22 protein-coding genes and 3 pseudogenes are annotated in these 26654 nt (G+C 69.5%); 13 read left to right on the forward strand and 12 right to left on the reverse strand.

Going from position 1 to position 26654, the window contains the following annotated elements:
• Positions 1–119: 119 nt before the first annotated feature.
• The 5 genes and pseudogenes from ACFT7S_RS32055 to ACFT7S_RS32075 all read right to left on the reverse strand — a co-directional run bounded on the left by ACFT7S_RS32055 (position 120) and on the right by ACFT7S_RS32075 (position 3731).
• Positions 120–440 carry a hypothetical protein gene (locus tag ACFT7S_RS32055; protein ID WP_381180963.1) on the reverse strand — a complete coding sequence of 107 codons (321 nt, stop codon included), beginning with the start codon at positions 438–440 and terminating at the stop codon, positions 120–122.
• Between the two features lie 733 nt (positions 441–1173).
• On the reverse strand, positions 1174–1581 hold the full coding sequence (locus ACFT7S_RS32060) for a PIN domain-containing protein (RefSeq protein WP_382737771.1): 408 nt from the start codon (positions 1579–1581) through the stop codon (positions 1174–1176).
• Positions 1578–1853, reverse strand: coding sequence for a hypothetical protein (locus ACFT7S_RS32065; RefSeq protein ID WP_382737773.1), 276 nt, complete (start codon positions 1851–1853; stop codon positions 1578–1580). The genes ACFT7S_RS32060 and ACFT7S_RS32065 overlap by 4 nt, the downstream gene beginning before the upstream one ends.
• 345 nt (positions 1854–2198) lie before the next feature.
• Entirely contained in the window at positions 2199–2813 is a 615-nt protein-coding gene (locus ACFT7S_RS32070) for an antibiotic biosynthesis monooxygenase (RefSeq protein WP_382737775.1), read from the reverse strand.
• A 362-nt stretch (positions 2814–3175) separates the two neighbouring features.
• Positions 3176–3731 (reverse strand): annotated as a pseudogene (locus tag ACFT7S_RS32075) (hypothetical protein).
• Positions 3732–4239: 508 nt separating this feature from the next.
• On the opposite strand from ACFT7S_RS32075, the gene ACFT7S_RS32080 reads away from it, so the two are divergent.
• The 3 genes from ACFT7S_RS32080 (at position 4240) to ACFT7S_RS32090 (ending at position 7591) form a co-directional block, all read left to right on the forward strand.
• Positions 4240–4470 (forward strand): hypothetical protein, encoded by a 231-nt coding sequence (locus tag ACFT7S_RS32080; RefSeq protein WP_382737777.1) that lies wholly within the window; start codon positions 4240–4242, stop codon positions 4468–4470.
• A 33-nt stretch (positions 4471–4503) separates the two neighbouring features.
• Entirely contained in the window at positions 4504–4644 is a 141-nt protein-coding gene (locus tag ACFT7S_RS32085) for a hypothetical protein (RefSeq protein ID WP_382737779.1), read from the forward strand.
• Between the two features lie 76 nt (positions 4645–4720).
• Positions 4721–7591: a family 20 glycosylhydrolase gene (locus ACFT7S_RS32090; RefSeq protein ID WP_382737781.1), complete on the forward strand. Its 2871-nt coding sequence runs from the start codon at positions 4721–4723 to the stop codon at positions 7589–7591.
• 120 nt (positions 7592–7711) lie between these two features.
• On the opposite strand, the gene ACFT7S_RS32095 is transcribed toward ACFT7S_RS32090, so the two are convergent.
• Positions 7712–8161, reverse strand: coding sequence for an SRPBCC family protein (locus tag ACFT7S_RS32095; protein WP_382737784.1), 450 nt, complete (start codon positions 8159–8161; stop codon positions 7712–7714).
• 160 nt (positions 8162–8321) lie between these two features.
• On the opposite strand from ACFT7S_RS32095, the pseudogene ACFT7S_RS32100 reads away from it, so the two are divergent.
• A pseudogene (locus ACFT7S_RS32100) lies at positions 8322–8966 on the forward strand (phosphatase PAP2 family protein); the annotation flags it as partial.
• Between the two features lie 42 nt (positions 8967–9008).
• On the opposite strand, the gene ACFT7S_RS32105 reads toward ACFT7S_RS32100, so the two are convergent.
• Genes ACFT7S_RS32105 through ACFT7S_RS32115 form a run of 3 tightly spaced genes read right to left on the reverse strand, consistent with a single transcriptional unit; the run spans position 9009 to position 12365 of the window.
• Positions 9009–9692 (reverse strand): response regulator, encoded by a 684-nt coding sequence (locus tag ACFT7S_RS32105; RefSeq protein WP_382737787.1) that lies wholly within the window; start codon positions 9690–9692, stop codon positions 9009–9011.
• Positions 9693–9699: 7 nt separating this feature from the next.
• Positions 9700–11169 carry a sensor histidine kinase gene (locus ACFT7S_RS32110; RefSeq protein WP_382737790.1) on the reverse strand — a complete coding sequence of 490 codons (1470 nt, stop codon included), beginning with the start codon at positions 11167–11169 and terminating at the stop codon, positions 9700–9702.
• Between the two features lie 53 nt (positions 11170–11222).
• Positions 11223–12365, reverse strand: coding sequence for a 3-oxoacyl-[acyl-carrier-protein] synthase III C-terminal domain-containing protein (locus ACFT7S_RS32115; protein WP_382737793.1), 1143 nt, complete (start codon positions 12363–12365; stop codon positions 11223–11225).
• A gap of 363 nt (positions 12366–12728) precedes the next feature.
• On the opposite strand from ACFT7S_RS32115, the gene ACFT7S_RS32120 reads away from it, so the two are divergent.
• Together ACFT7S_RS32120 and ACFT7S_RS32125 are read left to right on the forward strand one after the other, a co-directional pair.
• A complete protein-coding gene (locus tag ACFT7S_RS32120) occupies positions 12729–13448 on the forward strand; it encodes an SDR family NAD(P)-dependent oxidoreductase (protein WP_382737796.1) in 720 nt (239 codons plus the stop codon).
• Positions 13445–14218 (forward strand): enoyl-CoA hydratase/isomerase family protein, encoded by a 774-nt coding sequence (locus ACFT7S_RS32125; RefSeq protein ID WP_382737799.1) that lies wholly within the window; start codon positions 13445–13447, stop codon positions 14216–14218. The genes ACFT7S_RS32120 and ACFT7S_RS32125 overlap by 4 nt, the downstream gene beginning before the upstream one ends.
• A 22-nt stretch (positions 14219–14240) precedes the next feature.
• Here the strand turns inward: ACFT7S_RS32125 and ACFT7S_RS32130 are convergent, their stop codons facing one another.
• Positions 14241–16889, reverse strand: a complete 2649-nt coding sequence (locus tag ACFT7S_RS32130) for a discoidin domain-containing protein (protein ID WP_382737802.1) — start codon at positions 16887–16889, stop codon at positions 14241–14243.
• 144 nt (positions 16890–17033) lie between these two features.
• Positions 17034–18140, reverse strand: coding sequence for a threonine synthase (locus ACFT7S_RS32135; RefSeq protein ID WP_382737805.1), 1107 nt, complete (start codon positions 18138–18140; stop codon positions 17034–17036).
• Positions 18141–18355: 215 nt separating this feature from the next.
• On the opposite strand from ACFT7S_RS32135, the gene ACFT7S_RS32140 reads away from it, so the two are divergent.
• From ACFT7S_RS32140 to ACFT7S_RS32160, 5 genes and pseudogenes are all read left to right on the forward strand, one after another.
• Positions 18356–19939 carry a S8 family peptidase gene (locus tag ACFT7S_RS32140; RefSeq protein ID WP_382737808.1) on the forward strand — a complete coding sequence of 528 codons (1584 nt, stop codon included), beginning with the start codon at positions 18356–18358 and terminating at the stop codon, positions 19937–19939.
• Between the two features lie 615 nt (positions 19940–20554).
• Positions 20555–21307, forward strand: coding sequence for a GntR family transcriptional regulator (locus ACFT7S_RS32145; RefSeq protein ID WP_382737811.1), 753 nt, complete (start codon positions 20555–20557; stop codon positions 21305–21307).
• Positions 21308–21557: 250 nt separating this feature from the next.
• Positions 21558–23288, forward strand: coding sequence for a purine-cytosine permease family protein (locus tag ACFT7S_RS32150; protein ID WP_382737814.1), 1731 nt, complete (start codon positions 21558–21560; stop codon positions 23286–23288).
• 198 nt (positions 23289–23486) lie between these two features.
• Complete coding sequence (locus tag ACFT7S_RS32155; RefSeq protein ID WP_362835673.1) at positions 23487–23687, forward strand: SPOR domain-containing protein; 201 nt, start codon at positions 23487–23489, stop codon at positions 23685–23687.
• Between the two features lie 79 nt (positions 23688–23766).
• Positions 23767–23874, forward strand: a pseudogene (locus tag ACFT7S_RS32160) (DNA mismatch repair protein MutT); the annotation flags it as partial.
• A gap of 5 nt (positions 23875–23879) precedes the next feature.
• On the opposite strand, the gene ACFT7S_RS32165 reads toward ACFT7S_RS32160, so the two are convergent.
• A complete protein-coding gene (locus ACFT7S_RS32165; RefSeq protein ID WP_382737818.1) occupies positions 23880–25268 on the reverse strand; it encodes an MATE family efflux transporter in 1389 nt (462 codons plus the stop codon).
• Positions 25269–25378: 110 nt separating this feature from the next.
• Between ACFT7S_RS32165 and ACFT7S_RS32170 the strand changes: the two genes are divergently transcribed.
• Both ACFT7S_RS32170 and ACFT7S_RS32175 read left to right on the forward strand, forming a co-directional pair.
• Positions 25379–25903, forward strand: a complete 525-nt coding sequence (locus ACFT7S_RS32170) for a PadR family transcriptional regulator (RefSeq protein ID WP_382737820.1) — start codon at positions 25379–25381, stop codon at positions 25901–25903.
• Between the two features lie 74 nt (positions 25904–25977).
• A complete protein-coding gene (locus tag ACFT7S_RS32175) occupies positions 25978–26379 on the forward strand; it encodes an NUDIX domain-containing protein (protein ID WP_382737823.1) in 402 nt (133 codons plus the stop codon).
• Positions 26380–26654: the final 275 nt, after the last annotated feature.

Genomic DNA, 26654 nt, shown 5'->3' on the forward strand with positions numbered 1-26654 from the left:
GCGTCGCTGTCTACGACGGCCGTGACCTGCGTGGGCCCGGCCCGTCGTCCGCGACGGCAGTCCTCAGCGGCGGGGAGATCCAACCCGAGCGACGCAGATAGACGCTGAGCGCGCGATCTTCATCGCGCAGCCATGTGCTCACGCGCTCCGTGCGGGTCTGCGGCTGCGAGCAGTTGCGACGCGATGTCCATGACCGCGCCCGCGGCCAGGGAGTCCTGCGGCGGCGCGGTGTAGGGCTTGGAGGTCTTCTTCTTGCCGCCGGTGTTCAGCAGGGGCTGGGCCCGCGCGGCGCGGGAGGCGTGCTCCGCGTCGAGCGCGGCGGACAGGGTCGGAGTGCTGGCGTACGGGCGGGCCTCAGGCCAGGTCCGGAAGATCACGGCGACCACCGCTCGCAGGTCGGCGAAGTAGTGCGCGACGGGGACCGGCGCCCCCGCGCTCATCGTGGTCTCCGAACTGCCCGCCTCGAGCAAGTCCGCGAGGCGTGCAAGGTGCCGGAATGTGTCCCGATGCGAGGGCGGCGTCGTAGAGCGGGCGTAGCACTCGCTCGGTCCAGTTCTTGTCGCGGGCTTCGAGTACGGATGCGGCGATGCCGAGTACAGCGCCCGTGGTCAGTGCGGATTCCATGGGATCGAGCAGCGAGTTGATCCCGTACGGCCTCTTCGATCCGGCCCCGCCGCGTGCGGCGTCGGCTGTCGCGCAGCCGCTGCACCGCTTCCCGCGCGATCGCCTGTGCCAGGGCGGGTGTCGCTGCGAAGCGGCTTGCCTCCGGCCACGAGGCGAGGATCAACGTGGCCACCACCCGCAGGTCAATGAAGTACTGGGCGACCGGTACGGGTCGGCCACAACTCATCATGCTCGGTGGCCCGTTTGGTCCCAAGCAGCTCATCGAGGAGTTCTTGGAGCGTCAGCAGCGTCTTCAGTAAGTTGGCGTCTTCCGGCGTACGAGGAGGGCGGACGCGGGACAAATCGGTCCCGCACGCCGATCGTCGCCCTCCGCCCGAGTTCAGGGCGGACGACGATCGGCACCGGGCCGGATGCAGATCTTCCGTACCCGGGTGAGCGATCAGCCCTGTGCGGGTGAACTGGGCAGGGATGCGGCGCGTTCGTCCACTCGACTTCGACGTCGACCGACCCAAGGCGATGATAGGGCTGGATAACCGCTGGCGGGGCAGCTCAGGCATCCTTGATCTGTACGCGGTCGCCGCAGAGTTTCTCCCAGTCGTCGCGGTCCGACGTGAGCACGAGCACGGGCGCCGGGGAGCGGAGCGCCATCGCGGCCACGAGGGCATCGATGGCGTACTTGTGGCCGTGCAGGCCGCCGGCGTCGCTCAGCAACTGCACCGCGGTGAGGCTGTCCGCCTGGGTGACGTCCTGGACCTGAAGGCGGGAGAGCATCCAGCGCAGCCGGGCGGTATCCGTCTTCCCGTAGACGGCCTCCACCACCGTCAGGGCCGATACGAGGACGGGCACGCCTACGCGCCGGGCGGCCTCGATCCGGGTGACCATCTGGCGGTCGTTGCGCAGGAGCAGCGACAACGCCTGGGAGTCCAGAACCAGGGACCTGGCCGCGGGTGCCTTCACGCGGCGCTGTCGCCGGACGCGTACGGCGCCGGTGCGTCACCGAACAACTCGCGCTGCGCAGCCTGGACTTCAGCCTCGCTCAGCGGTTCGTGCTCGGCTTCGTAGGCGGCCACGATCTCGGCGAGGCCGTCCATCGCCAGCTGGTGCCGGACCGCCGCGGTCACGTAGGCGGATACGCCGCGCTTGCCGGTGCGCGTGCGCAGGGCACCGAGGAGTTCCGAGGGCATCGAGACGGAGATGTTCTCCGTGCCGCCGGGGCGGGGTGACGTCATGACGCCAGTCTAGTACAGGAACTATTACATCGGGCGGAATGCTGCGCAGCCTGCATCTGGCGGCGTAGTCTCGGCGCCATTGGATCTTCTTGTACTTTGTCGCGGCGCCCGTGCTGGGATGGTGCTGGGATGCGCCCACATTTCCGCAGGCCAGGGCCTTGTCGTGGAATCCCGGTTCAACGTGTAGTCTTATCGTTACTGCATGTTAGCTAGTTTGGTTAAACGTGCAGGTCAGAAGGGGTCGGACTCTGTTGAGTCCGACCCCTTCCGCATTCCCGTGCTGACCTGGTGCTGACTTGGAATTGCGGTGTCGGTCCGAGTGGCCCGGCGCGCGAGGGGGCGCAGTCAGGCGTGGGGGACCGCCGTGGCGAGGACCACATCGAATTCCTCCAGGCTGAGGGTGGTCACGTGGGCCTTCGTCGCGGCCTCTCCGCGGACCGCCGCGACGGCGCCACGGGATGCCACGAGTGCGTCGCGGTCGGTGTAGAGCGCGCCGACAGCGGCTCTGCCTCGATCGCGGTCGATGAGCAGGGAGATGCCGGCCAGTCCGGGGATCTTCTGGACCTTGGGCAGTGAGGTGTCGCGGAACGTGTCCACCAGCAGGTCGATGTCGGGCGGCTCGACGTCCATGCGGACCAGCCGGAACCCTGCGCCCGGCCCGAGTTCCTCTGCGCGCCGGGCGACCGCCGCTTCCCAGTTGTCGACCGTCACGGTCTGCGCGAAGGGCGCCATCATCTCGGCCCGCCGCTTGCTCAGGTTCTCGTAGCTGGCCTGCCGGGAGGCCTCGTCCTCCCACCACGATCCCACCAGTAGCTTGCCGAGCTCGCGGTCGGCGAACAGACCCATCCCGCGAAAGCCCGGCTGCGTCGACAGCAGCGCCCGCCCGTCGGTCCGGAGAGCCTCGGCGACCCCGTCGAGCTCGGCCGGATCACCCGTTGCGTAGATGCTGCGAACGTACATAGCGTCCTTTCCTGCCTTCCGGTGGCCCCGCGCGGGCTCGTGTTCCCCACTCCATGCGATGGCCGGGGCGGATGGGGGTCAACGTGGCAGGGGCATTCAGGTGAAGAGGCGGGCCGTCGCTGGGCGCGTGTGGCTCCCTATGGAGCCCCTGGGCGACGAGTCGGAATATTCGTGAGACGGTCTCTGTGACGGTGCTGATTCTGTGCTGACTTGGAGCGGCGGGGAGCGCGTTTCCGCAGGTGGGAGCGCTGTAGTGCACGTTCCGCTTCAACGTCTGATCCCGCTGACGAAAGGCCGTCCGACCTGCGGTGAGCGGTCGGACGGCTTTTTTTGCGACCCCGGGAACTCATGGTCTGTACGGATCAAGAGGTTGTTGCAGGGGTACAAGAGGGGGTGGATGGCCGCACCCTCCGCGCCCATTCGCGTACTTCGGCGAGATGGCTCGGCTGGAGGCCAAGGTGTGGGCTGGGCTGTACCAGCAGCGTCGGTCGGCCCCGGGCAGTGCGTTCGGCAGCCCAGGTGTGGTCGAGGGCGGTGAAATCGTCGTCAACCCAAGCGACAGGAGCTGAGCCGAGCCAGGGATCGACCTGGTCGCGTTTCCAGAGGTAGCCGCTGGGATGGCTGGTGGTGATCTGGGGCCGAGGCAGATCGAGGTAGGGGAAGTCGGGCAGGGCCCAGGAGGGGCCCGATGATCGTGGCGGCGTCGTTGCGCCAGCTGGTGCACCACACGGGGTTGACGAACCCGCCGGTCAGGAGACTGGTGAGCAGAGGGCCGTGGTCGGGGTCGAGCCAGATGGCGACGGGGTAGTCAGGGTGCCGGCCGGTGGGCAGGACGGTGTGGCGGACGTGGGTGGGCGGGGTGCTGCCGTCCGTGGCCGGGAACGGTATGAGAACGCCGTCCTCGGCACACCCGGCCAGTCCGCAGGCAGTCCGCAGGACACCCGTAAACAGCCGTCGGGACCCAACGCACGCCAACGAGGAAATCCCAGGTCAGGGCCCTGGATGGGGCTCCGCCGCAGGTCAGGATCGGGTGGCAGACATTCCGCTTCAACGTCTGATCGGTTCCCTACTGCAAGCCAGGTTGTCCGTCACATTCGCAGATGGCGAGGGGTCGACTCTTTCGGGAGCCGGCCCCTTGCTGGTTCCCGTGCCGGACAGGCCCTGGTCGGCAAGCAGTTTGAGCACCGGCTGGAAGGAGGAGTCCTCCTAATCGCAGGTGTGCGGGAGGAAGCCGTCGGGGACGGTGCGGGCGGCTACTTCGTACGCTTCAGCGGCCCCGGCCACACCGCCGCCGAACGCTGGGCCTCCTGGACTCGCTCCCGGACCGCCGCGACTCGGCCGTTCATGCCGATGAGGTCGATCAGGGGGAGTACGACGGCTTTCTCTCTGGATTAACTCCGCCTCCCCCAAGATCCCTGAACACCTTGTGGGCCAGCATCAGATGGCCCTGCTCGTCGGGGTGCAGCCCGTCCCCGAGCAGGCCGGCCGGTGGGGTGTCGCCGTAGTCGGCGGACCACTGGGCGAAGTGGTCGACGAGGACCACGTTCTGCTCGCTTGCGACATCGGGCAGGGCCTGGGCGTAGTCGGCGCGAGCCGCGCGGCCGGGCCATGCGCCGGTGTCGACGGGTTGGGCGTCTGCAGCAGGGGGATGGCCTGACCCGGCAGCGCCCGTATCGAGGTGATCACCTCGATGAGATTCGCCCGGTACGTGGCGACGCCGATGCCCGAGGTGGCGACACCGTTCGTGCCGAGCATCACGGAGACGACCAACGGGGGGCAGGCGGCGCCCGTTCCTTCCGGCCTCTCCTCGCGGCGCTCGGGCTCGGGGTGAGGCAAGGGACTAGACCACTTCATGTCCATGTCGCTAAGGTGCTCGAAATTGCAAGAAGGCGCCACAGTTCAAGCGGATGCATGCATTGTTGGTCACCCTCAAGGGAGTCCCCGTGCGGTTGTGGAAGAAGAGAAGCTCTGTCCCACTACGGCGTCGTAAGCCGTTTCTGCTGTTCGCGGCGATTCTGACGACCCTGGCCGGCCTGGCGGGCGCGCCGTCGGCCGGCGCTGAGTCGGTCCCGTCCACAGCATCGACCGGTACCGCGCTCATCCCACGCCCTGTCGTGGTGCAACAGGACGACGACGAGAAACCGTTCCTCCTGCGTCACTCCCTCACGGTCGTCGCCCATGGCGAGGCGGCCCGCGTCGGTGAGCAGCTCGCGGCCCAACTGCGCCGCGCGACCGGGTTCCGGGTGCCGGTACTTCGGAACGGCCAAGGCGACAGCATCCGCGTCACTGTGGACCCGGCGGCCACGTACACCGTCAACGGCACGGCGCCCACCCCGGAGTCGTACGTCCTGGACGTGAACCGCGGCGGCGTCACGATAACCGCGCGCACCGCACACGGCGCGTTCAACGGGGTCCAGACTCTGCGTCAACTCCTGCCCGCTTGGGCCGACTCGCGGACTCCGGTCGTCACCGACTGGCGCGTGCCCGCCACGCGCATCGAGGACGCGCCGCGCTTCTCCTACCGTGGCGTGATGCTCGACGTCGCCCGGTCGTTCCAGGAGGTCGACGAGGTCAAGCGCTACATAGACACCCTGTCCCGGTTGAAGATGAGCGTGCTGCACCTGCATCTCGCCGACGACCAGGGCTGGCGGATCGAGATCACCGACGACGGCAAGGCTCCGGGCGACCCGATCGACTACAAGGCGCTGCACCGTGTGTCCGGCGCGACCGCGATGAACCAGCGGGGCTACCGCAACGAACTGGGCCGCACCGGCTACTACACGCAGAAGCAGTACCGTGACATCGTCGCCTACGCGAAGGAGCGGTTCGTCACCATCGTCCCCGAGGTCGACGTTCCCAGTCACACCAACGCCATCCTGCACGCGATCCCGCAGCTCAACACCGCCCGGTCCCTGCCCGCGCCCGACCCCAGGACCGGTGTCGTCGACTGGAACGGGACCGGCGACGTGGGGTATTCCGCCCTTGACGAGCGTCACGACCTCACCCACACGTTCGTCAGGCATGTCTTCCGTCAGCTGGCCGAGATGACCGGCGGTCCGTACGTGCACATCGGCGGTGACGAGTCCCACGCGATGGGGCACGAGCGCTACGTCGACTTCATCTCCCGCGCGGTACCCGACGTCAAGGCCGCGACGGGTGTCGGGGTGATGGGCTGGTCGGAGTACGCCGAGGCCGGCCTGGACCAGAAGCCGGGTTTCTGGGACGGCTCGGTCGTGCAGTACTGGGTCGGTTCCGGTGACTGGGTGCGCGACTTCATCGCCAAGGGCGGCAAGGCCGTGGTGTCGGCCGCGGGCGGCTCCTACCTGGACCAGAAGTACACCGGGGACACCCCGATCGGCCTGACGTGGGCCTGTGGCGGCACGTGCGACTTCCAGCGCTACTACGACTGGGATCCGACGACGACGGTGTCCGGCGGCATCCCCGAGACGGGTGTGCTCGGGGTCGAGGGCCCGCTGTGGTCGGAGACGGTGCGCGGCGGCGATCAGGCGGGGTTCCTCACACTGCCGCGAGCAGCCGCGATCCTGGAGACCGGCTGGACGCCCAAGGAACGGAAGAACGTCGCCGACTTCGGTGCCCGTCTCGCCCAGTTCGGCTCGCACCTCACCGTGGCGGGCGCCAACTTCTACGAGAGCCCGGGAGCACGGTGGGCCGCCACCGTCGCCGGCACCGACGCGGTCGCCCCTCGCGCAGTCGCTTCCCGGGTCGGGTTGGGCCTTGTCGCCGCCCCCGGTACCAAGGTCTCCGAGGACGGTACCCAGATCGTGCCGGACACCGTGTCGACCGACGGCGACCCCGCCTCGGCCAGCGCGCTGACCGAGCCGCTGACCGCGACGGCGACATGCGGCGAGAGCGTGCTGCCGGTGACGTTCACCCAGAGCCGGGTACGCGATTCCCTTCACGCCGCTGGTCTGTACACCGCGGGTGTGAAGGCGGCGTTCACCCGGGAGGCGACCTGCGTGCTGACCCCGTCGGTGGGCGACCCGGTGTCCGTCCGCGTCCGGCCGGTCGACACACCCGCCGAGGACCGCACCACTTCCGCTCCGGCTGCTCCGGCTGCTCCGGAGCTTTCGGTACCGGATGAGGTGAAGGCGGGAACGTGGGTTCCGCTGAAGCTGACCGGTTTCACGCCCGGCTACGTCGACATCCGCGTCGACGGCAAGACCCTCTACACGGTGCGCGCCGACGAGGCCGGCGCGTTCGCCCGCCACGGCGTCATCCCGGCCACGACCTACGACGGCACACGTACCATCAGTGCCGTCCAGGGCGACCGCTCGGCGCGTGAAACGGTGTCGGTCACTTCCGGGCTGCGTCCGCTGCCCGATCTCATCGACCAGTCCTCGCTCCGTGTGGAGGACACCGACAGCCAGGAGACCGTCGGCGAGAACGGCGCCGCCGTGAACACCATCGACGGCGACCCGAACACGTTCTGGCACACCCAGTGGTACGGCGCCGCCCCCGACTTCCCCCATCACATCACCCTGGACCTGGGGAAGCAGCACGATGTCACCGGCCTGCAATACACGCAGCGGCAGAACGCCCGCAACGGCCGGATCAAGGACTACCGGATCGAGGTGTCCGTCGACGGCACCACCTGGACACAGGTGGCCACGGGCTCTTTCACCGAAGCGCTCACACCGCAGAACGTCGAGTTCAACGCAGGCCGCGGCCGGTACGTACGCCTGACGGGCCTCGACTCCCCGGCGGGCAACGCGTTCGCCGGCGCGGCAGAACTCAATGTCGGAGGCCGCCCCGTGTAACACCGGTGCGGCGGATGTGATGTGCTCCGATGCCGGGCGGACGCGAGGCTCGGCATCGGAGACAGCGCTCGATCAAGTTCCGAGACACGCAGGGCGTGCCTCTCTGCAAGCCCATAAGCCCTACGTGGCACCGCTTTCGAGTAGACCCTTGAGCTTCTGCTCGTTCCTGGGCATCTCCTTCCGTGCGTGTGGACGGACGACCAGTGGAACGAGCAGCTTGCCCATCCCGTGGGCGTCGAAGTCGAGGTCGAGTGTCACGCGCGACCGTTCACCGTCATCGAGCGGCTCGATCGTGCCGTGGACATCGCCTCTGACGGGCCCGTCGATGCCGCGCATGTGCCAGCTGCGCGGAGGGTCGAGCTCCATCACTTCCATGGTCATCGGGAACTCCCGGCGGCCGATTCGCCGGGTCACGACCATCCGGGATCCCACGACCATCGGGGTGCCGCCGACTGGCTGTACGGAGACGGCGCTCTCCTGCCACTCGGTGAGGTGGGAGGGATCGGTCACGTAGGAGTAGACATCCTCGGGTCGGCGGGAGATGTCGACGCTGTCCTTGATAGTGGACATTTCGCCTCCTTTGTTGGGCTATGAAATAAATGATCCCACTGGGACGACCGCCTCACCAGAACGCTGGGCTCGGCCGCAGGGTCAACCCCGACCATCGTCATGCCCTGGCCCTGCCGTTCGGCTCAGGTTTCCGACGGCCGTCGCTCCTACGTTCGGGGCCATGGAAATTCACTCACGAAGGAACGTCCGGGGTGTCTGGGGCGTCCGGCTGCCGGCCTCCGTGGCTCTGCTGGGCGCAGGAGCCGCTGCCATCGTTCAGCTCTCCCCGGGCGGGCTGGGGAGAGCCGGTGCGACCGAGGTCACCGAAGGGGCTTCGGTGTCCGCCTACCGCTCCCTGACCGGAGCGGTGGCCGACGCGCCCGCGTGGATCGGCTCGCTCCTTGAGGTGGCTACCGAGGGGACGTTGGTGATCCTGGGGCTGCTGCTCGCCTGGGTGTGCTGGGTCTCGGTCCGCCACAAGGACGTGGCCGGCGTCGCCGGGACCGTTGTTGTCGGCGTCGGTACCGTTGCCGCCTATGTGGTCAGCGAGGCACTGAAACTGATCGTGGACCAGGAACGGCCCTGCCGGGCGCTCGCCGGGGTCCAGGCGCTCGCGGAGTGCCCGGCGGTGGGGGGCTGGTCCTTTCCGAGCAACCACGCCACCCTCGCCGCCGGCCTGGCGGTCGGGTTGGCCGTGGTGCGGCCCCGCCTGGCCGCCGTAACCCTGCCGTTGGCCGGTGCCGCGGCGCTGCTGCGGGTCCTGGTGGGAGTGCACTACCCGCACGACGTGCTCGCCGGTGCCGTCCTCGGCGGTACGGTCGTCGCCGTTGCGCTGCTTGTCGCGCTGCCGCTCGCCGTACGGGCGGTGTCAGCGCTGGTCGGGCGGTGGTGGGGGAATGATGCCGGCCTCGTGGGCCACGACGGCGGCCGCGGCCCGGTTGTCGACGCCCAGGCGGGCCAGGACGGAACTGACGTGCGCCTTGACCGTGCCTTCCACGACATGCAGCCGGCGGGCGATCTGGCCGTTGGACAGGCCGCTGCCGAGGAAGGACAGCACTTCGCGTTCCCGGGCGGTGAGTCCGTCGACCCGCTCGCGGGCGGCTTCCCGCCGTCCGGCCAGAGCGCCGGCGCCGCTCGACGCGAGGTGCGCGACCACGCGGGCCGCGACCTTCGGTGACAGATAGGCGGCGCCGTCGGCCACCGCTCGTACCCCCGCGATCAGTTCCTCGGGCTCGCCCGACTTGATCAGGAAACCGGCGGCTCCGCCCCCCAGCGCCTGGAGGATGTAGTCGTCCTCCCCGAAGGTCGTCAGCATGATCACACCGGTGTCCGGTGCCGTCCTGCGGATCTCCGCCGCCGCCTCGATGCCGTTGACCCCGGGCATACGGATATCGAGCACGGCCACCTGGGGGCGATGGCGCCGGACCAGCTCCACGGCGTCATGTCCGTCGGCGGCCTCGGCGACGATATCGATGCCCGGATCGCTGGACAGTACGGCCCGTACGCCCGCACGGATCATCGGCTCGTCGTCGGCGATCAGCACCCGGATCATCGGACGCTCACGGTGTCAGGGCGTCGAGAGACACCAGTACGTCTCCCTGGAAACACAGCCGGTACGCGTCTCCGGACCGATCGTCGAACCGGTCGGCCGTCATCGCGTAGTACTCGCACGTCATGCCTCGTTCCTTGGGTTCGGCGGGCGCGGGGGGTTCGACGGGTCCGGGGGGCGGAGTTGTCTGATGGTCCGGCAGCACGCGCTCCACTTCCGAGCGATCCTGCCCGACCCGCAGGCGGGCGTAGTCGCGCGGGTCCAGCACCGACCGGGAAGCGGACAGCATCTCCCACCCCATCAGCACTCCGATCAGCACCGCGCCCGTCACCAGGGGCAACATCACCGCCGTGACCAGGGTGCGGCCGGCACGGCGTCGTGCACGGCGGTACTCCGGTGGCAGTCCGTCCTTGTCCCGACGGGGCGGCACCGGGACGGCGGGCTGTGAAGGGCGTACGTGCGGGAGCCGGGCCACGACCGCGAATCCGCCGTCCCGGGGGCCGTACTCGAAGGTGCCACCGGCCAGCCGTACACGCTCGTCGAGTCCGATGAGGCCGTGGCCGCCACTACGGGCACGGGGAGCGGACGCGGCCGGCCCTGGACCGTTCCTGACCGAGACCCTCGTCTCTGTGGTCGTATGCGACACATGAATCCTGGTCGTTGCCCGGGGGGCGTGCTTGGCCACATTGGTCAGCGCCTCCTGCACCACGCGGTGCGCGGCTCGCTCGACCACCGGAGGAAGGCCGGTCCCCTCGCCGTCGACGCGCAGGTCGACTGCCAGTCCGGTCGCGGAAACCTCGCCGACCAGCTGTGTGAGGCTGGAGTCCGACGGCCGGGTCGGCGCACCGTCCGTGTCCTCGCGCAGGACACCGATCACCTCGCCGAGGCGCTCCACCGCGGCAGCGGCCCTGGCCCTGATCTCCTGCGCGGACCGCCGATGGCGGTCCTCCAGGCCGGGCGCGAGCTTCAGCGCGCCGGCCGACAGAGCGATCAGGCTGAGGTCGTGGCCCAGTACGTCATGCATGTCCTGTGCGATGCGGGCCCGTTCCAGGAGTCTCGCCTGCTCAGCGACCAGCTGCCGTTCCCGCTCCAGATGCTCGGCCCGCTCCCAGCCGGCCCTGGCCAGTTCCTGGTACTGGCGCCAGAACCGGCCCACGAACCACGGCGGCATTGCGGCGAAGACCACCACCCCCACGAACCGGCTCCCCAGCGGAAGCCACGAGGGCACCAGGGACACCGAGACCACGCCGGCCGTCAGAACCGCGGCCAGGACCAGTGCGGCCGGACGGAGCCTGCCGGGCTGCCGCCCCGACATGAACGCGGTGATCACGGTCGGCACGGCCCACCAGGGGCTCGCCACACCCAGTGCGGCCGTCGTCGCCGTGGCCGCTGCCAGCAGGTTGCCCGGATCAAGCAGCCGCCGGAAGCCGGCAGCCCCGGCCGGGGCCACGCTCTCGTCCTCGGTCGTGGTCTCGTTCACGGAGGTGAGGCTACGGAAGACGCACGGGGTCCGGCACTGCCGAAAGTCATGGTTCAGTGCACGGCGAGCGGTGCGAGGAACGCGCCGCGTTCCGGGCCCGAGCCGACCACCGAGAGGCATACCAGGTCGCCGGGTGTCAGGGTTCCCGTCTGCTGGTCGGTGTGCAGGAGCGCGAGGGTGGAGGGGGAGGCCGTGTTACCGACGGTGCGGGCGTTCCCCGGGGCCAGTTCCGTGGGGATGCCCGTCCCGGCCAGGAACGCGTCGACGAGGAGGGGGTGCGCCTGGTGCGTGTACAGGCGGGCGATCTCCTTGAGGTAGCCGGGGTGTGCGGACTCCAGGGCCTGGTGGTTGAGCGTCATGCCGGCGCTGTAGTAGCGGCGGATCTCGGGTGAGTTCATGCCGTACGCGGAGAGCTCGTCCGCTCCCGGAGTGCCGGCCGGATGGCTGCTGCCGCCGCCGAGGACGTGGATCAGCGGGTCGGTGATGCCGGGGCCGCCGTCGAAGGACAGGCTGTCGCGGGAGTAGACCAGGACGCCGTCGGCGTCCGCGCTGCGGCGCAGGACCAGGGCCGCGACCCCGTCGGAGAAGAGGGCGGGGGCGGCCCACATGTTCTTGCCGTACGGGTGGGCGGTGTTCTCGGCGTACTGCGGCAGCAGCGTGCCGTCGGGGCCGGTGCTCATGCGGCTCGTGATGTTGTACGCGACGACCAGGGCGCGTTCGGCGCGCATCGCCGCGACGACCGCCGCCGCGCGTGCCAGGCCCGCGCAGCCCGCGCCCAGTTGTACCGGCGGGACGAGGTCGGGAATTCCCAACTGCCGCATGAGCGCGAAGGCGTCCTGGTCCAGCATCACCTGGTAGGGCGTGCAGGTGACGACGACGACCGTGGTGATGTCGGAGGGGGCGAGTCCGGCACGGTCCAGGGCCTGCCGGGCGACGGCGACGACCGGGTCGATACCCGCGAAGTGTGCCGGGTCCCAGCTCTTTCCCTGTACGCCGAGAAGCTTCGTGATGGTCGCGCCGTTCAGGTGGTGGCCGGGCCGGTGGCGGTCCGGGACGCGGGCTCGCTCGGCCCAGTCGTCCATGCCGACGACGGTTCCCAGGTCCGCGTGGGCGCCGGCGATCTCGTACGGGAACGGCTCGGCGTCCGCCGGGTGGCCGAGGGGGACGGTACCGGGGGAGGAGGTGGAGAAATCCATGGAGAGAGGCATCCCGTGGTTCGGTGGCCGACAGCGTCGACGGGCTCTGGGGGGCTGGCTAATTTTCGGCCACCGAAGGGCCAACGTCCAAGTCAGAGAGCCTCGTTCGGGTGATCGGGCCGTGTCGTTTCCTCTGCCTCGTACGACCGTGCGAGGAGGGCGCCCCGGAATCACTCCGACGTGGGCGTGTAGGACGGCGAGTGGCCGTAAACCCGGTGGCACGATGACCGCTGATCAGGTGGCACGACAGAAGGTTGACCCATGGGCGTCCCGAGTGTTGATGCGATTCCGACGGTGGCCGGTGTGCCGGTGCCCAGGCCTGGGACGGCTGAACACCCGCGCGGCGAAGGGGTTCTCGCCGGCATGCGGGCGGTCGTCACGGGCGGCACCGCCGGACTCGGCCGGTATCTCGCCGAGGGGTTCCTCGAAGCGGGGGCACAGGTCATGTGCGGCGCCAGGGGAGAGGGGCAGGTCGGTGAACTCGTCGAACGCTACGGGGAGTTCGCGGCCTACCGTGCGGCTGATGTGCGCGACCCCTCGTCCGTCGACGGGCTGATGGCCGAGGCGGCCGACCGGTTCGGCGGCGTGGACATCGTGGTTGCCAACGCCGGCATCACCCGCAACGGCACGGTGCGAAAGCTCAGCCCGGCGGACTGGCGGGATGTGATGAGTACGAACGTGGACGGCGTATTCCACACCGTCCAGGCCGCGTTGCCCCATCTGGAACGCAGCGGCGGCGGCACCATCCTGACCCTGTCCTCCGCGATGACCGGCCGGATCGCCCCCGGAGCGAGCGCGTACGTGGCGTCGAAAGCGGCGATCGAGGCGTTCACCCGCTGCTGCGCGGTGGAGTTCGCCGGCCGCCGTGTCCGGGTGAACTGTCTGTCGCCCGGAATCCTCACCGTAGGCATGGGCGAAGCGGTCTGCGCGGACGAACGGTTGAAGGCGGCGTACTGGCCGCGCCTGCTGGCCGGGCGGGCGGGAACGCCCCAGGAGGCGGTCAACGCCGCGGTGTTCCTGGTCAGCCCGGCCGCCTCGTACATCAATGGGCAGGTCCTCGAAGTCAACGGAGGACTGCTGTGACGGTACGGGTCAGCTACGTGGACGCCGTGGCCTGGGTGTGCCTGGACCGGCCGCCGCTCAACCTCTTCGACACGGCCCAGCAGCTCGGCGCCGAGCTGGCGCTGCGCGAACTGGAAGCCCGGGACGGGCTGCGCGCCGTGGTGTTCACCGGCGCCCACGGCCACTTCTCGGCGGGCGGCGACGTCAAGGAGATGGGTACGCTGCCGCCGGACGAGGTGGCGGAGTACGCCGAGCGGATCAGCCGTCTGACCCGGGAGGTCGCCGCGCTGCCCGTTCCGGTCATCGCCGCCATGGAGGGCTTCGTCCTGGGCGGGGGCTGCGAACTCGCCCTGGCCGCCGACGTACGCATCTGCACGCCCACCGCCCGCTTCGCGCTTCCCGAGACACCGCTGGGCCTGATCCCCGGCGCCGGAGGAACCCAGCGGCTGCCCCGGCTGATCGGGCTGTCCCGGGCGAAGGACATCATCTTCTCCGGGCGCATGGTGCACGCCGACGAGGCGGCCCGTATCGGACTGGTCGACGCCGTCGTCCCCGAGGAAGAGCTCACCCCGACGGCCCGCGACTGGTCCCGGCGCTACACCGCCTGTCCGGCCGGTGCGCTGGCCGCCGCCAAGCAGGCCGTCGACGCGAGCATGGAGGGCCCTCTGGAGGCCGGACTCGACCTGGAACGCGCCCTGTTCGCGCCCTTGCTGGCCGCCGGGGAACGTACCGCACACTTCCAACGCTTCCAGGCGTCGCGAGCGGAAGCAGCCGCCTCCGCCGCCCATTGACCTCCGCGACGGCCTCGCCCGCCTATCCGGCCGTCCCGGCCGCCCCCACCGTCAGCTCGGCGATGCCCGCAGGCTTCTCCTCGTCCGCCGAGGTCACCGTCACCCGCACATACCTGGCAGCCGTACCCGACCGGTACGGCTGCCAGTGGCGGCCGTCGAGCGAGGTCGCCAGCCGGTGCGACTCGGGCCGTACGTCGCTCCATCGCGGTACGAAGGAGGTGACCGCGGCCACCCGGCCCAGGTCCACCGACAAAGCGCCCTTCGCGCCGTCCGGCGACCAGCCCGTCGCCGGGCTGCCGTCCACCGCGGCCGCCGCGTACAGACCGGGGGTCTCGGAGGTGGCCGTCGCCGGGCGGCACCGCGCCGCGTTGGACGTCGGCGTCAGATCGGGGCGCCGGGTGGGCAGGGTCAGTGTGGTGGTGAGACGGCGCGGGCCGGCGGGGGTGTGGACCGTGAACGGGGCACCGGACGTCAGCCGGACCTCGGTCCGCCGGTCGCCGATGGCCACCTCGTACGTACGCCCCTGGTGGCGCAGCCCCGTCAGCGTGACGCCCTCGCGCAGCTGCGGTGGCAGCATCGGATCGAGCCGTACCCCGTCCTCACGCAGCCGCAGCCCCGTGAGCCCGTGCGTGAAGACCTGGAGGAATCCGCCCTTCCCGGTGAGGAAGTCCTCGGCGGGGAAACCGGAGAGCGGGTCCTGCGCCCCTGACTTCTCGCCGCGCGCCTCGGAGAAGAGGGCGTACGGGCCGCGGACGAACGGCCGGACTGCACGCTGGAGATAGGTGTACGTGGCACAGCCCGGCTCCCCGATCGTGGCCGCGTCGACGGCGTGCACGGAGTCCGTCATCGCGGGGCCGTCGGGGTCGGTGCGCGCGGCGTAGTGGTCGAGTGTGGCGGCAGCCGCGCCCGGCTCCATCGGCCACTCCAGCGGGTAGATCAGCAGGGCGGTGTCGGCCTGCTTGATGGTCGAGCCGTTGTAGCCCGCGTACTGGAGGAAGATTTTCCGCTTCTTGTCGTACGGGATGCGCAGGCCGTTCGCGAGCCGCGTCCAGGCGGCGGGCGCCGGACGGCCGAGCAGTTCCGCCGCACGGGTCGCGCGGCGCAGCGCGGTGGCGGCGACGGCGTTGGTGAAGACGCCGTCGGTGACGCCGTTGCTGTACTCGTCGGGGCCGGCCACGTTCTTCACGGAGTAGCTGCCGTCGTCGTTCGCGGTGGCGCGCGACTGCCAGAAGTCGGCGATGCCCTTCAGGAGCGGCCAGCCGCGCTCGGCCAGCCAGGCGCGGTCCCCGGTGGCCAGGTAGTACTGCCAGACGGCGAGGGCGATGTCGCCCTGGAGGTGGTTCTGCGTCAGACAGTGCGGCGGGTCCCAGCTCTGGCACTCGGAGTCCAGCCGCCCCTTGCTCGCGCTCGTCCAGGGGTAGAACAGCCCGCGGTAGCCGAGTTTCCGGGCGTTCTCGGCGGCGGCGCCCCGGGTCCGGTAGCGGTACTCGACGACGGAACGGGCCAGTTCCGGATGGGTCGCGAGGAGTCCCGGGTACATCCATGTCTCGGCGTCCCAGAACACCATGCCCGCGTAGTTGTCGCTGGTCAGGCCGGCCGGCGCGATGCTGTCCGAGGAGCCGGGGCGGGTGCCGGCGAGCAGCCCGTAGCGCGCGGCCCGCAGCCAGGCCTGGAGCTCGGGGCTGCCCGGCACGGCGATGTCGGCGGACCACGCCTCGCGCCAGGCGGCGGCGTTGGCCGCGTAGACACCCGGCCAGCCGCGCCGGGCGGCACGGTAGGCGGCGGCGCGGGCGGACCCGAGCGGATCGCGGGAGGTGAGGGCGGTGTCGACCCCCACGTACTTCTCGAAGGTGTAGGTGCGCCCGTTGCGTACAGGCGTGGCCCGCGCCTCGGGCGTGGTCTTCGACTGGGGCCGCAGCATCTCGACGACCCCCGAACCGCGCCGCATCGTCTGGGCGATGGCCCCCGCCGTACCGCTGCCCAGGGGGCGGAAGGTGCCGTCGTCGGCCACTGTGACCCGGCGCGCGCCGCGCCCGTCCAGGCGACCGGTCACGGTCGCCTCGCCGTCCCAGTGCGGCGTCATCCGCAGGCGTACGGCGCCGGTGTGGACGTCGGAGCGGTCGGCCAGCACCTCGTACGTCAGGTCGGTCGCGCGGCCGTCGGCCGTGGTCCAGCGCAGTGAGGTGACGACCACGCCGCAGCGCAGGAGGACCGTCTGGCGGTAGCGCGAGACGCGGCCGGCCGGGGTGCCGGAACCGTAGGTCTCCTTACCGACGCGTACGTCCAGCGTCGTCCAGCTCGGCAGGGCGGCGATCACGTCGCGGCCCTCGGCGGTCTTCTTGTCGCGGGCGTACAGCCCGGAGACGAAGGCGCCGTCGTAGCGCGGCGTGTACAGCGGCCAGCCGGTCTTCTCACCCGTCGCCGCGTATCCGGCGCCCGCCGCGGGCACTCGGTGGCCCAGATATCCGTTGCCGACATAGGCGTCGTACCCGTCGGCTTCGCCGAACCGGGTGGAGGTCTGCGCCCAGGAGGCGTCACTGCCGTGCGGGGGCGCGCAGGCTGCGGCCGGTGGTGTTCCGGGGTGGGCGGCCGCGTGGGAGAGGGGTGGCAGGGGCGCGATCAGAGTGCCCGCGACCAAGGACGTCAGCAGAGAGATGCGCGAGAGTCTCACTGTACGAAGGTAGGGAATCCGGCGGCGCGGACGTGTGCACGGCACGCGTGGCGGACCGGTGTGCTTCGAAGTCCCGGCTCGATGAGGAGCGCGCCGCGGTCCTCATCGAGCCCGACACCTTCTGGAGCGGTGACTGACCCCTGTTCAGTGCGGGGCGGCCAGACCGGTCTTGAGTCCGGCGCCGCACAGCGGCACGACCACGCTGCGGTCGGTCCAGTCGCCCACGGCCGCCCAGCAGGCGACCCCTGTCGTCTCGACGTAGAAACCGCGGGCGGCCAGATCCAGCTGTGCGCTGCGGATGCGGTCCTCCGTCACGGTGAGGAAGGTGCCGCCCGATTCGCGTACGGCCGCCAGGATCTGGCGGGCGCGCGGCGGGCGGGGGATGGCGATGCCCTCGGCGAGCGTGGGGGCGGCGGGCCCTTCGCCCGCGGCGTCGAGCAGGTCGTCGGCGCCCGCCCGGAAGGCGGCGGCCAGTGGGGAGACGGCCTCCGCCTGCACGGCGATCAGGGCGGGGCGCCGCTCGATGAGGCCCTGGGCGTGCAGTTCGGCGGTGGCGAGGGCCGCGCCGAGGAGGAGCGTCCCGTTGCCGACGGGGACCGCGATGGCGTCCGGCAGGCTCCCGCCGAGGTCCTCCCACATCTCGTACACATAGGTCTTGGTGCCGTGCAGGAAGTACGGGTTGAAGACGTGCGAGGCGTAGAAGGTGCCGGGGGCGTCCGCGGCGGCGCGGGCGGCCCGTGCGGTGGCCTCGCGGTCACCGGGGACGATTTCCAGCCGGGCGCCGTGGGCCCGGATCTGCTCGGTCTTCTTCGGGGAGGTCCCCTCGGGGACGTACACGGTGCAGGGCAGCCCGGCCCGGGCGCAGTAGGCGGCGACGGCGGTGCCCGCGTTCCCGCTGCTGTCGGCCACCACACGTTCCGGATTCAGCCGCCGGGCGAGCTCGGCGAGCATCACGGCTCCGCGGTCCTTGAACGAGAGCGTCGGCATGAGGAAGTCGAGCTTGGCCGAGACCGTGCCGGTGAGGGGGACGAGCGGCGTGCGGCCCTCGCCGAGCGTGGTCGTCGGGGCGGCGAGCGGCAGCACCTCTTCGTAACGCCACAGTGAATTGACGCGGCCGGTGAGGGAGTTGAGGGAGAGCGGTTCGGTGATTCCGAAGTCGAGGTCCCAAGGACCCCGGCAGACCGGACAACACCAGGTCAGCGTGGTCGTGTCGGCGCGGGTGCCGTCCTGCGGGCAGTGGTATGCGGTCATGGCGGCCAGCATGTCAGGCGGATGGCAGGTGAATGTCGGGTGCATAGCAATTCCCAGGGCACTCTTGTGCGATTCCTATGGATCAGCCAATCTTTCGTCGGCAGCAGGTCATGCCGACCCCAGGAACAGCGTGCACAGCGTGGGCGATGGCTGAATTGACATGCCCATGCTGCATATCCCCCACCAGGGCACCGCCGATGAGGAGGACCCCTCACATGCGTCAGACCCCCTACACGCGTCGAAGAATGGCCGCGGCGAGCGTCATAGCCGGTGCCGCCATGGCGCTCACCACCGCGGCGGCCTTCCCCGCCACCGCCTCGGAGACCGCGCCGGAAGGCCGGATCGAGAACGCCGGCGCCCCGGGCGCCATCAGCGGCAGCTACATCGTCACTCTCGACGAATCGGCGGCCGACGCGAGCTCCGCGTCCGGCAAGGCGCTCGCCAAGGAGTACGGCGCCGAGATCAAGAAGACCTACCGCGCTGCCCTCAACGGCTACGCCGTCGAACTCTCGGCCTCGGAGGCGAAGAAGTTCGCCGCGGACCCGGCCGTCGAGTCCGTCGTCCAGAACCGCACCTTCACGATCTCGGGAACCCAGCCCTCGCCGCCCTCGTGGGGCCTGGACCGGATCGACCAGAAGACCCTCCCGCTGAACCAGAGTTACACCTACCCCGACAAGGCGGGCGAGGGCGTCACCGCGTACATCATCGACACCGGTGTGCGGATCAGCCACAGCGACTTCGGCGGCCGGGCCTCGTACGGCTACGACGCCATCGACAACGACAACACCGCGCAGGACGGCCACGGCCACGGCACCCACGTGGCGGGCACCGTCGGCGGCACCTCGTACGGCGTCGCCAAGAAGGCGAAGATCGTCGGCGTCCGCGTGCTCGACAACAGCGGTTCCGGCACCACCGCGCAGGTCGTCGCCGGCATCGACTGGGTGACGGCCAACGCCGTCAAGCCGGCCGTCGCCAACATGAGCCTCGGCGGCGGCGCCGACTCCGCGCTCGACACCGCCGTGCGCAACTCCATCGCATCGGGCATCACGTACGCCGTCGCGGCGGGCAACGAGTCGACCGACGCCTCCACCAAGTCCCCGGCGCGCGTCACCGAGGCCATCACCGTCGGCTCCACCACCAGCACCGACGCCCGCTCCAGCTTCTCCAACTACGGCACGGTCCTGGACCTGTTCGCCCCTGGCTCCTCGATCACCTCGTCGTGGAACACCAGCGACTCCGCCACCAACACCATCTCCGGTACGTCGATGGCGAGCCCGCACGTGGCCGGTGCCGCCGCCCTCTACCTGGCGGACAATCCGGGCCAGACCCCTGCGCAGGTCTCGGCCGGCCTGGTCGCGGCGTCCTCGACCGGCGTGGTGACCAACCCGGGCACCGGCTCGCCGAACCGGCTGCTGAACGTCGGCAGCGGCACGGTCACGCCGCCCGGACCGAAGTTCGAGAACACGACCGGCTACGCGATCGCGGACAACTCCACGGTCGAGGCCCCGGTCACCGTCACCGGTGTCGCCGGTAACGCGCCGGCCGCGCTGAGCGTCCCGGTCAACATCACGCACACGTACATCGGCGACCTGAAGATAGACCTGATCGCGCCCGACGGTTCGGTCTACACCCTGAAGGCGTACGGGGTGGGCGGCAGCGCCGACAACGTGAACACCACCTACTCGGTGAACGCGTCGTCGGAGGTCGCCAACGGCACCTGGAAGCTCCGCGTCAGCGACAACGCGGCAGCCGACACGGGCCGTCTCAACTCCTGGGCCTTGCAGTTCCCCACCGCCTAGGTGTGAAATCCCGGGCTGGCTGCTGGTGACCATCACTGGCTGTGATGGATCCGGCTGCATCCTGCACTTACTCTCACCGGTCAGGCGGTGAGAGTAAGTGCAGGGGCTTTCCGGTCCTGTCAGTAGAACCAGGTGGCAACGGTCAGCCTGGGCAGGCATCTTCGATGCATGAGGCTCGTTGCTGTGCGGCCGGGCTGGAAGGGTAGCGAGAGCCGTGCTGCACAGGAAGGTATTGATCTGGACTAAGACCGACCGGCAAATGGGGGGCGGCGTCGCGGGGCTGGGCACGCACATCTGCGGCGTTGTCGTCAGTCACCAACGCTCCGCGTTGACTCCCTCCTCCGCCTTGCAGCTGCACGCACCCAGCCCCGCTCCTTCTTCCACCCCCCATTTGCGGGTCGGTCTAAATGAGGTCAAGGGGTCCGACAGTTACGGAGGGGCAGGGCGCTGCAGGAATTGACCGGGGCTCCCCTGGCGCTGATGCCGCGCTGATGTTCGAGATATGCGCCGGACGTCGGTGAATCATCACTTCGAGTGAAACTTTGGCCAGCGCTTGCGGTTCACAACCGACGGTTGCGACGCTGTCGCAGTCTGTCAACCTGTTGGGAGTGGCCTGTGACTTTCGGTGAGCAGCCCGCCTATCTGCGCGTTGCGAGCGATCTCAGGGAGAAGATCGTCAACGGCGCTCTGCCGCCCCATACCCGCCTGCCGTCGCAGGCCCGGATTCGCGAGGAATACGGGGTCTCGGACACCGTCGCCCTGGAGGCGCGCAAGGTACTGATGGCCGAGGGGCTGGTCGAAGGGCGCTCCGGTTCCGGCACCTATGTGCGCGAGCGCCCCGTCCCGCGCCGTATCGCCCGCTCCGGCTACCGGACGGGCGTCGGCGCCAACCCCTTTCGCCAGGAACAGACGGCGGACGGGACGCGTGGCACCTGGGAGTCGCGCAGTGAGCAGGAGGAGGCGAGCGCGGAGATCGCCGAACGGCTCGGCATCGAACCGGGTGACCGGGTGATGCGTACGAGATACGTCTTCCGGGAAGCGGGCGAGCCGATGATGCTGTCCACCTCCTGGGAGCCGCTGGCGGTCACGGGGCGCACGCCGGTGATGCTGCCCGAGGAGGGACCGCTGGGCGGCTGCGGGGTGGTCGACCGGATGGCGGCCATCGATGTCGTCGTGGACAACGTGGCCGAGGACGTCGGCGCGAGGCCGGGGCTTGCGGAGGAACTCCTGGCACTCGGCGGCGTACCGGGCCATGTGGTGATGGTGATCGAGCGGACGTACTACGCGTCGGGCCGGGCCGTGGAAACAGCGGATGTGGTGGTGCCTGCCGACCGCTACCGGATCGCCTACCATCTGCCGGTCAAATGAGCCCGGCCGCTCGTCGGCTCGAGTGTCCCCGGCCGCCTGTTGGCTCAGGTGAGCTCAACCGCCCGTCGGCGGAGGGTTCCTGTCGTGTGACCGGTATCTGAACGGCTTGTCCGCCGCTCGTGACGCCGAGTTAACGCCCCAGCGGCTCCCGTTACCCAGGGGCAATCACCGGTATCAACAAATTGTCATGTCCGGCTCCTACCTTCCCGTTCGTTACCCGCACTCCGGACCGACGAACGGGAAGTCGCCGATGACGGACACCGCCACCCCCACCACGGCCGATGCGCCGGACCCGAGCACACAGGAAGGACCCGGAGCGCCCAGGCGCAGCTATGCGAGGCTCGCCGCCGACGAGAGTCGTGAGGACTACTCGCTCCGCTACGCGCCGCATTCCTTCCGGCGCTGGTCGCCCTCGATGGTCGCGGGCACGGCGCTCGGCGGAATCGCCTATCTCGCCGACTTCGCCATCGGGGCCTCGATCGTCTTCACCTACGGCTTCACCAGCGGGCTCGCCTCGATCCTCGCCGCCGCAGTGATCATTTTCGTGACGGGCATTCCGATCGCCCGGGCCTGCGCGAAGTACGGGCTGGACATGGACCTGGTCACGCGGGGCGCCGGTTTCGGCTACTTCGGCTCGACGCTGACCTCGCTGATCTACGCGTCCTTCACCTTCATCTTCTTCGCGCTCGAAGGGTCGATCATGGCGCAGGCCATGCATCAGGCGGTCGGGCTCCCCGTGGAGGCCGGCTATCTGGTCACCACGCTGATCGTCATCCCGATCGTGTTCCGTGGCATGGGCGCACTGGCCAAGGTGCAGGCGTGGACGCAGCCGGTCTGGATCATCGGGATGGTGCTGCCGTTCGTGGTCCTCGCCTTCGAAGCCCCCGACGCCTGGGGCGACTTCGCCTCCTTCGGCGGTACGGAGGGCGCCGGCTCGGGCTTCTCCTGGATCGCCTTCGGGCTGGGTACGGGGGTGGCGCTCTCGCTCATCGCCCAGATCGGGGAGCAGGCCGACTATCTGCGCTTCATGCCGGCCAAGACGGAGGCCAACAAGCGGCGGTGGAATCTGGCTGTCCTCGCGGCCGGACCGGGCTGGGTCATCATCGGAGCCGCGAAGCAGCTCGGCGGGGCACTGCTCGCCTTCGTCGCCCTTGAGGCGGTCGGCAGGACACACGCCCTGGAGCCGATCGCACCGCAGATCGAGGCCCTGAAGCCATGGCTGGGGTCCTTCGCGCTCCCCGCCGCCGCGATCTTCGTGATCGTTTCGCAGATCAAGATCAATGTGACCAACGCCTACAGCGGCTCGCTGTCCTGGTCGAACTTCTTCTCCCGGATCACCCACAAACATCCGGGCCGCGTCTGGTACATCTTCCTCAACCTCGCCATCGCGCTCACGCTGATGGAGATGAACATGTTCGCGGCCCTCAACAAGCTGCTGGGTTTCTACTCCAACGTGGGCATCGCCTGGATCGTGGCCGTCGCCGCCGACCTGGTCATCAACAAGCGGATCGGGCTCAGCCCGCCGTACATCGAGTTCAAGCGCGCCTATCTGTACGCGGTGAACCCAGCAGGATTCGGGGCGATGGTGATCGCCTCGACCGTCTCGATCCTGGCCTTCTTCGGGCTCTTCGGGGAGTACGCGGAAGCGTTCTCGACCTTCATCGCGGCCGGACTGTCGCTCGTGCTCTGCCCGTTGATCGCGTGGGCCACCAAGGGGAAGTACTACCTGGCCCGTCCGAACCCGGTGAACGGGCCGGACGTCGAGGTCGCCGACATCACCGCGACCCACCTGTGCGCGGTGTGCGAGACCGCGTACGAGCTGCCGGACATCGCCGACTGCCCGGTTCAGTCGGGGCCGATCTGCTCCCTGTGCTGCTCGCTGGACGCGGAGTGCGGGGACGCGTGCCGCAAGGAGCCGATGGCCGGACCGGTGCTGCTGCCGATGCCTGTGATGCCTGCGGTGCGTGCGGCGGGGGAGTGACGGGCCGGCGAATCGCGCGCGTCGGGGGTCCAGGGGGCGCATCCGGAAAGGTGCGCCCCCGTACGTATGGCTTGATGCGTATCTCTTTGTGTAAAGACGCATCCGCTGAGTAAAGGTCAGGCGTAGGCTCGGGCATATGCGTACTGCGGTTTCCTGGGGATCCTTAGAGACGTGCACTCCGGTGGGGAGAGGGGCAACATGCTCGGGAGGGACACGATGAGCGACAGCGGCGCGGTGCTCCCTTGGTTGGTGATACGGCAGGACGACAACGGGAACCGCTACCGCGTCGGCAGGTATGCCACGCAGGACGAGGCCCAGAAGATCGCGGACGGCCTCGACAGTCGCGGGCACAAGCAGCTGTACTGGGTGGAGCGCGTGGGACAGAGCGCCCGACCATAAAGGTGGCGCCGATTTCCCGGCTTGCCCCCGGCGAGCCCGGCATCTCCCGGACCTGTCCGGGGCGGCTACGCTCCCGCGTATGAACGCTTCCGTGGTGGTGGCCGGCGCCGTCTTCGACCAGGGACGGCTGCTGGCAGCCCGCCGCAGCGCCCCGCCCGAGCTGGCGGGTCGCCGGGAGCTGCCCGGCGTTCATTAGGCAAGACGATTGTCGGCAGGCGTGCTGTCGGGTTCGGAGACCGGGGTTTCCGGCCGACTTTTGTCGCGCTCTGCAGCCTCAGGCTGTTCCGTACGCCGGTACGCCCTGGCGACGGCTGCGCATTGCAGCGCCATCGAAAGTGTCATGGCCAGGCAGATCCCAGGCAGGCCCCACCCCGATATGCCGTACGCCAGCGCCAGTTGAATCACCACTCCGCACGCGGTGATCCGCGCGAGGGCCGGGCTGTCACCGCTGCCCTCGAACACCCCGCCCAGCGCGATGAAGCAAGCCAGGAGCACCAGGTACGGTCCCAGGCACCGCAGATAGAGTGCCCCGGCCTCGGCCACCTCTCCATCGCTGCCGAAGGCCTGCATGATCCACGGTCCGGCAGCGAGCAGCGTCAGCATGGCCGTGAGCCCGAGTGACCCGGCGAGGAGCAACACCTGTCGTCCGATGGCTCGCCTCTCGTCGCGTCCGGCACCGAGCAGATGGGCGGTGCGGATGGCGGCAGCCTGACGTACCGCGTAGAAGGCCATAGTCGCGACGTACATCGCCTTCGTTGCGATCCCGTATGCGGCGACCTCGCTGACGCCGATCCGGGCGACGATGGCGACGAGTGCGAGCGCCCCGGCCATCCTGGCGACGAAGTCAGCTGACATGGGAAGTCCTGTCGCTGCTGTCCTGCGCGCATCGACGCTGAGCGACCCGCCCCGGTTCGGTGTCGCTTGGGTGGCCTGCCGCAGTACGCCGTTGCGGTGCAGCGCCACAAAACCGCAGACGAGCGCGACCGTCCGGCCCAGCACTGTGGCGATCGCCGCCCCGCGCACCCCGAGGTCGAACCCCAGGATGAGCAAGGGGTCCAGTCCGAGAATCAGTCCGTTCGCGAGGACCGCGAGCTTCATCGGGGTGCGCGTGTCGCCCGCGCCCTTCAGGATGCCGTCGACGACGTTGGTGGCGAAGAACACCGCGATTCCCGGCAGTGCGATAGAGAAATAGCCGGTGGTGAGGGGCAGCGAGTCGCCATTGCCGCCCCCGAGCACGAGCAGAGCCAGCGGTTCGCGGCACAGGTATCCACCGATGGCGACCAAGGGTGTGACCAGTGCCCACAGGGCCCATCCGCCGCGTATGGCGGAGCGCATTGCTGCCGGATCCGCAGCGCCCCTGGCCCGTGCGACGAGCACGGTCGTTCCCGAGCCGGCGACGAGGATGACGCCGAGCAGCAGGTTCTCGACATTCGTGGCAACAGCCACCGCGGCGACAGCGTCCCCGCCGAGCCGCGCCACCCAGACCATGTTGATGATCCCGGCCGTGACTCCCGCGAGAAGCTCGAAGTAGACCGGATACGCGAGCACTACCAGCCGGCGCCGGTGTTCTGCTGCCCCCATGACTGCACCCCTCTTTTCGCTATACCTCTAATCGAGGTATAGCGAAAAGAGATAGCATGACGGCAAGGGACAGGCAAGTGCGCTGACGGGCGCAGGAAGGAGCTCGGTGCATGCTGGAGCTGTCGATTCTGGGTTTCCTCTTCGAGGAGTCCCTGCACGGGTACGAGCTGAAAGCCCGTATCCAGGGCCTCAGCGGCCACATCCGCCCGGTGAGTGACGGGGCGCTCTACCCGGCCATCTCCCGGCTGGTGAAAGCGGGTCTGGTCGAGCAGCGCACGGAGCCCGGAAGCGGTGCTGCACCCCGCCGGATCCTGTCCCTTACCGAGGCGGGTCGCACCGAGCTGCAAGCCCGGCTTCGAAACCCCAAAGAGGCCGAAATCACCGACGGGCAGCGCTTCTTCACACTGCTTGCGTTCCTGCACCACCTCCCGGACCGTGCCGAGCAGGCCGCGGTCCTCCGTCGTCGGCAGACCTTTCTCGACACCCCGGCGAGCTTCTTCTACCGCGACGGCGAGCCGGTACGGGCCGAGGAGGCGTCCGGTCTCTTCCGGCAGGGCATGCTGCGCATCGCTCGAGCCACCGGAGCCGAGGAGAAGAAGTGGCTGGCCGAGGCAATCGAAAGCCTGGAGGGCTGAGCGCAGACCGGTGGGCGGCGTCCGTCCCGCTAAGGTCCTGCCTGACGTGGGTTTCGGACGGCGAAGGTGGAGTGATGTCGGTCCTGATCGACACGGTGGCGTGGGTACGTGTGGAGGGCGGCAGGATTCTCTGCGCACGGCCACGGGGGAAGGACGTTTTCTACATCCCCGGTGGCAAGAGGGAGGGTGCGGAGAGCGACCTGGAAACCCTGCTCCGCGAGATCAAGGAGGAGCTGACGGTGCTCCTCGAAGCGGGCACCGCGGTACACGTGGGTACGTACGAGGCCGAGGTGCCCGATCTGCCCGGCGGCGCCATGGTGCGCATGAGTTGCTACACCGCGGACTACGAGGGGACGTTGGCGGTGAGCAGCGAGATCGAGGAGATGGACTGGTTCTCGTACGCAGATCGCGGACGGGTTCCGCCCGTCGACCAGCTGCTCTTCGACGACCTCAGGGCCAGCGGCGACCTGTTGTGACCGGCTGCACGGGACGCCCCTGCTCAGACTCCGCGTACCGGACGGCGTCGAGCAGGCAGGCGGGCCGGCCCTGTGTCCTCGCGGGCCGCATGGAGCTCCAAGTCGAACCGCGGTGATCGCGCGCTCGTTGGCCAGCGCCGACGCGGTGTCGCGACCGCTCTCCGAGCGCAACGGGGTGCCGTCCAGGAGCCTGGCGGCAGCGGCTCGCAGCGTGGCGCGCTCGGCCTGGAGGTTGACCTGTGGCTCCAGGACGTCGCCGTCGAGAAGCTCGAACC

This window comes from Streptomyces sp. NPDC057136 (assembly GCF_042670885.1).
In the GTDB taxonomy this organism is placed as follows: domain Bacteria; phylum Actinomycetota; class Actinomycetes; order Streptomycetales; family Streptomycetaceae; genus Streptomyces.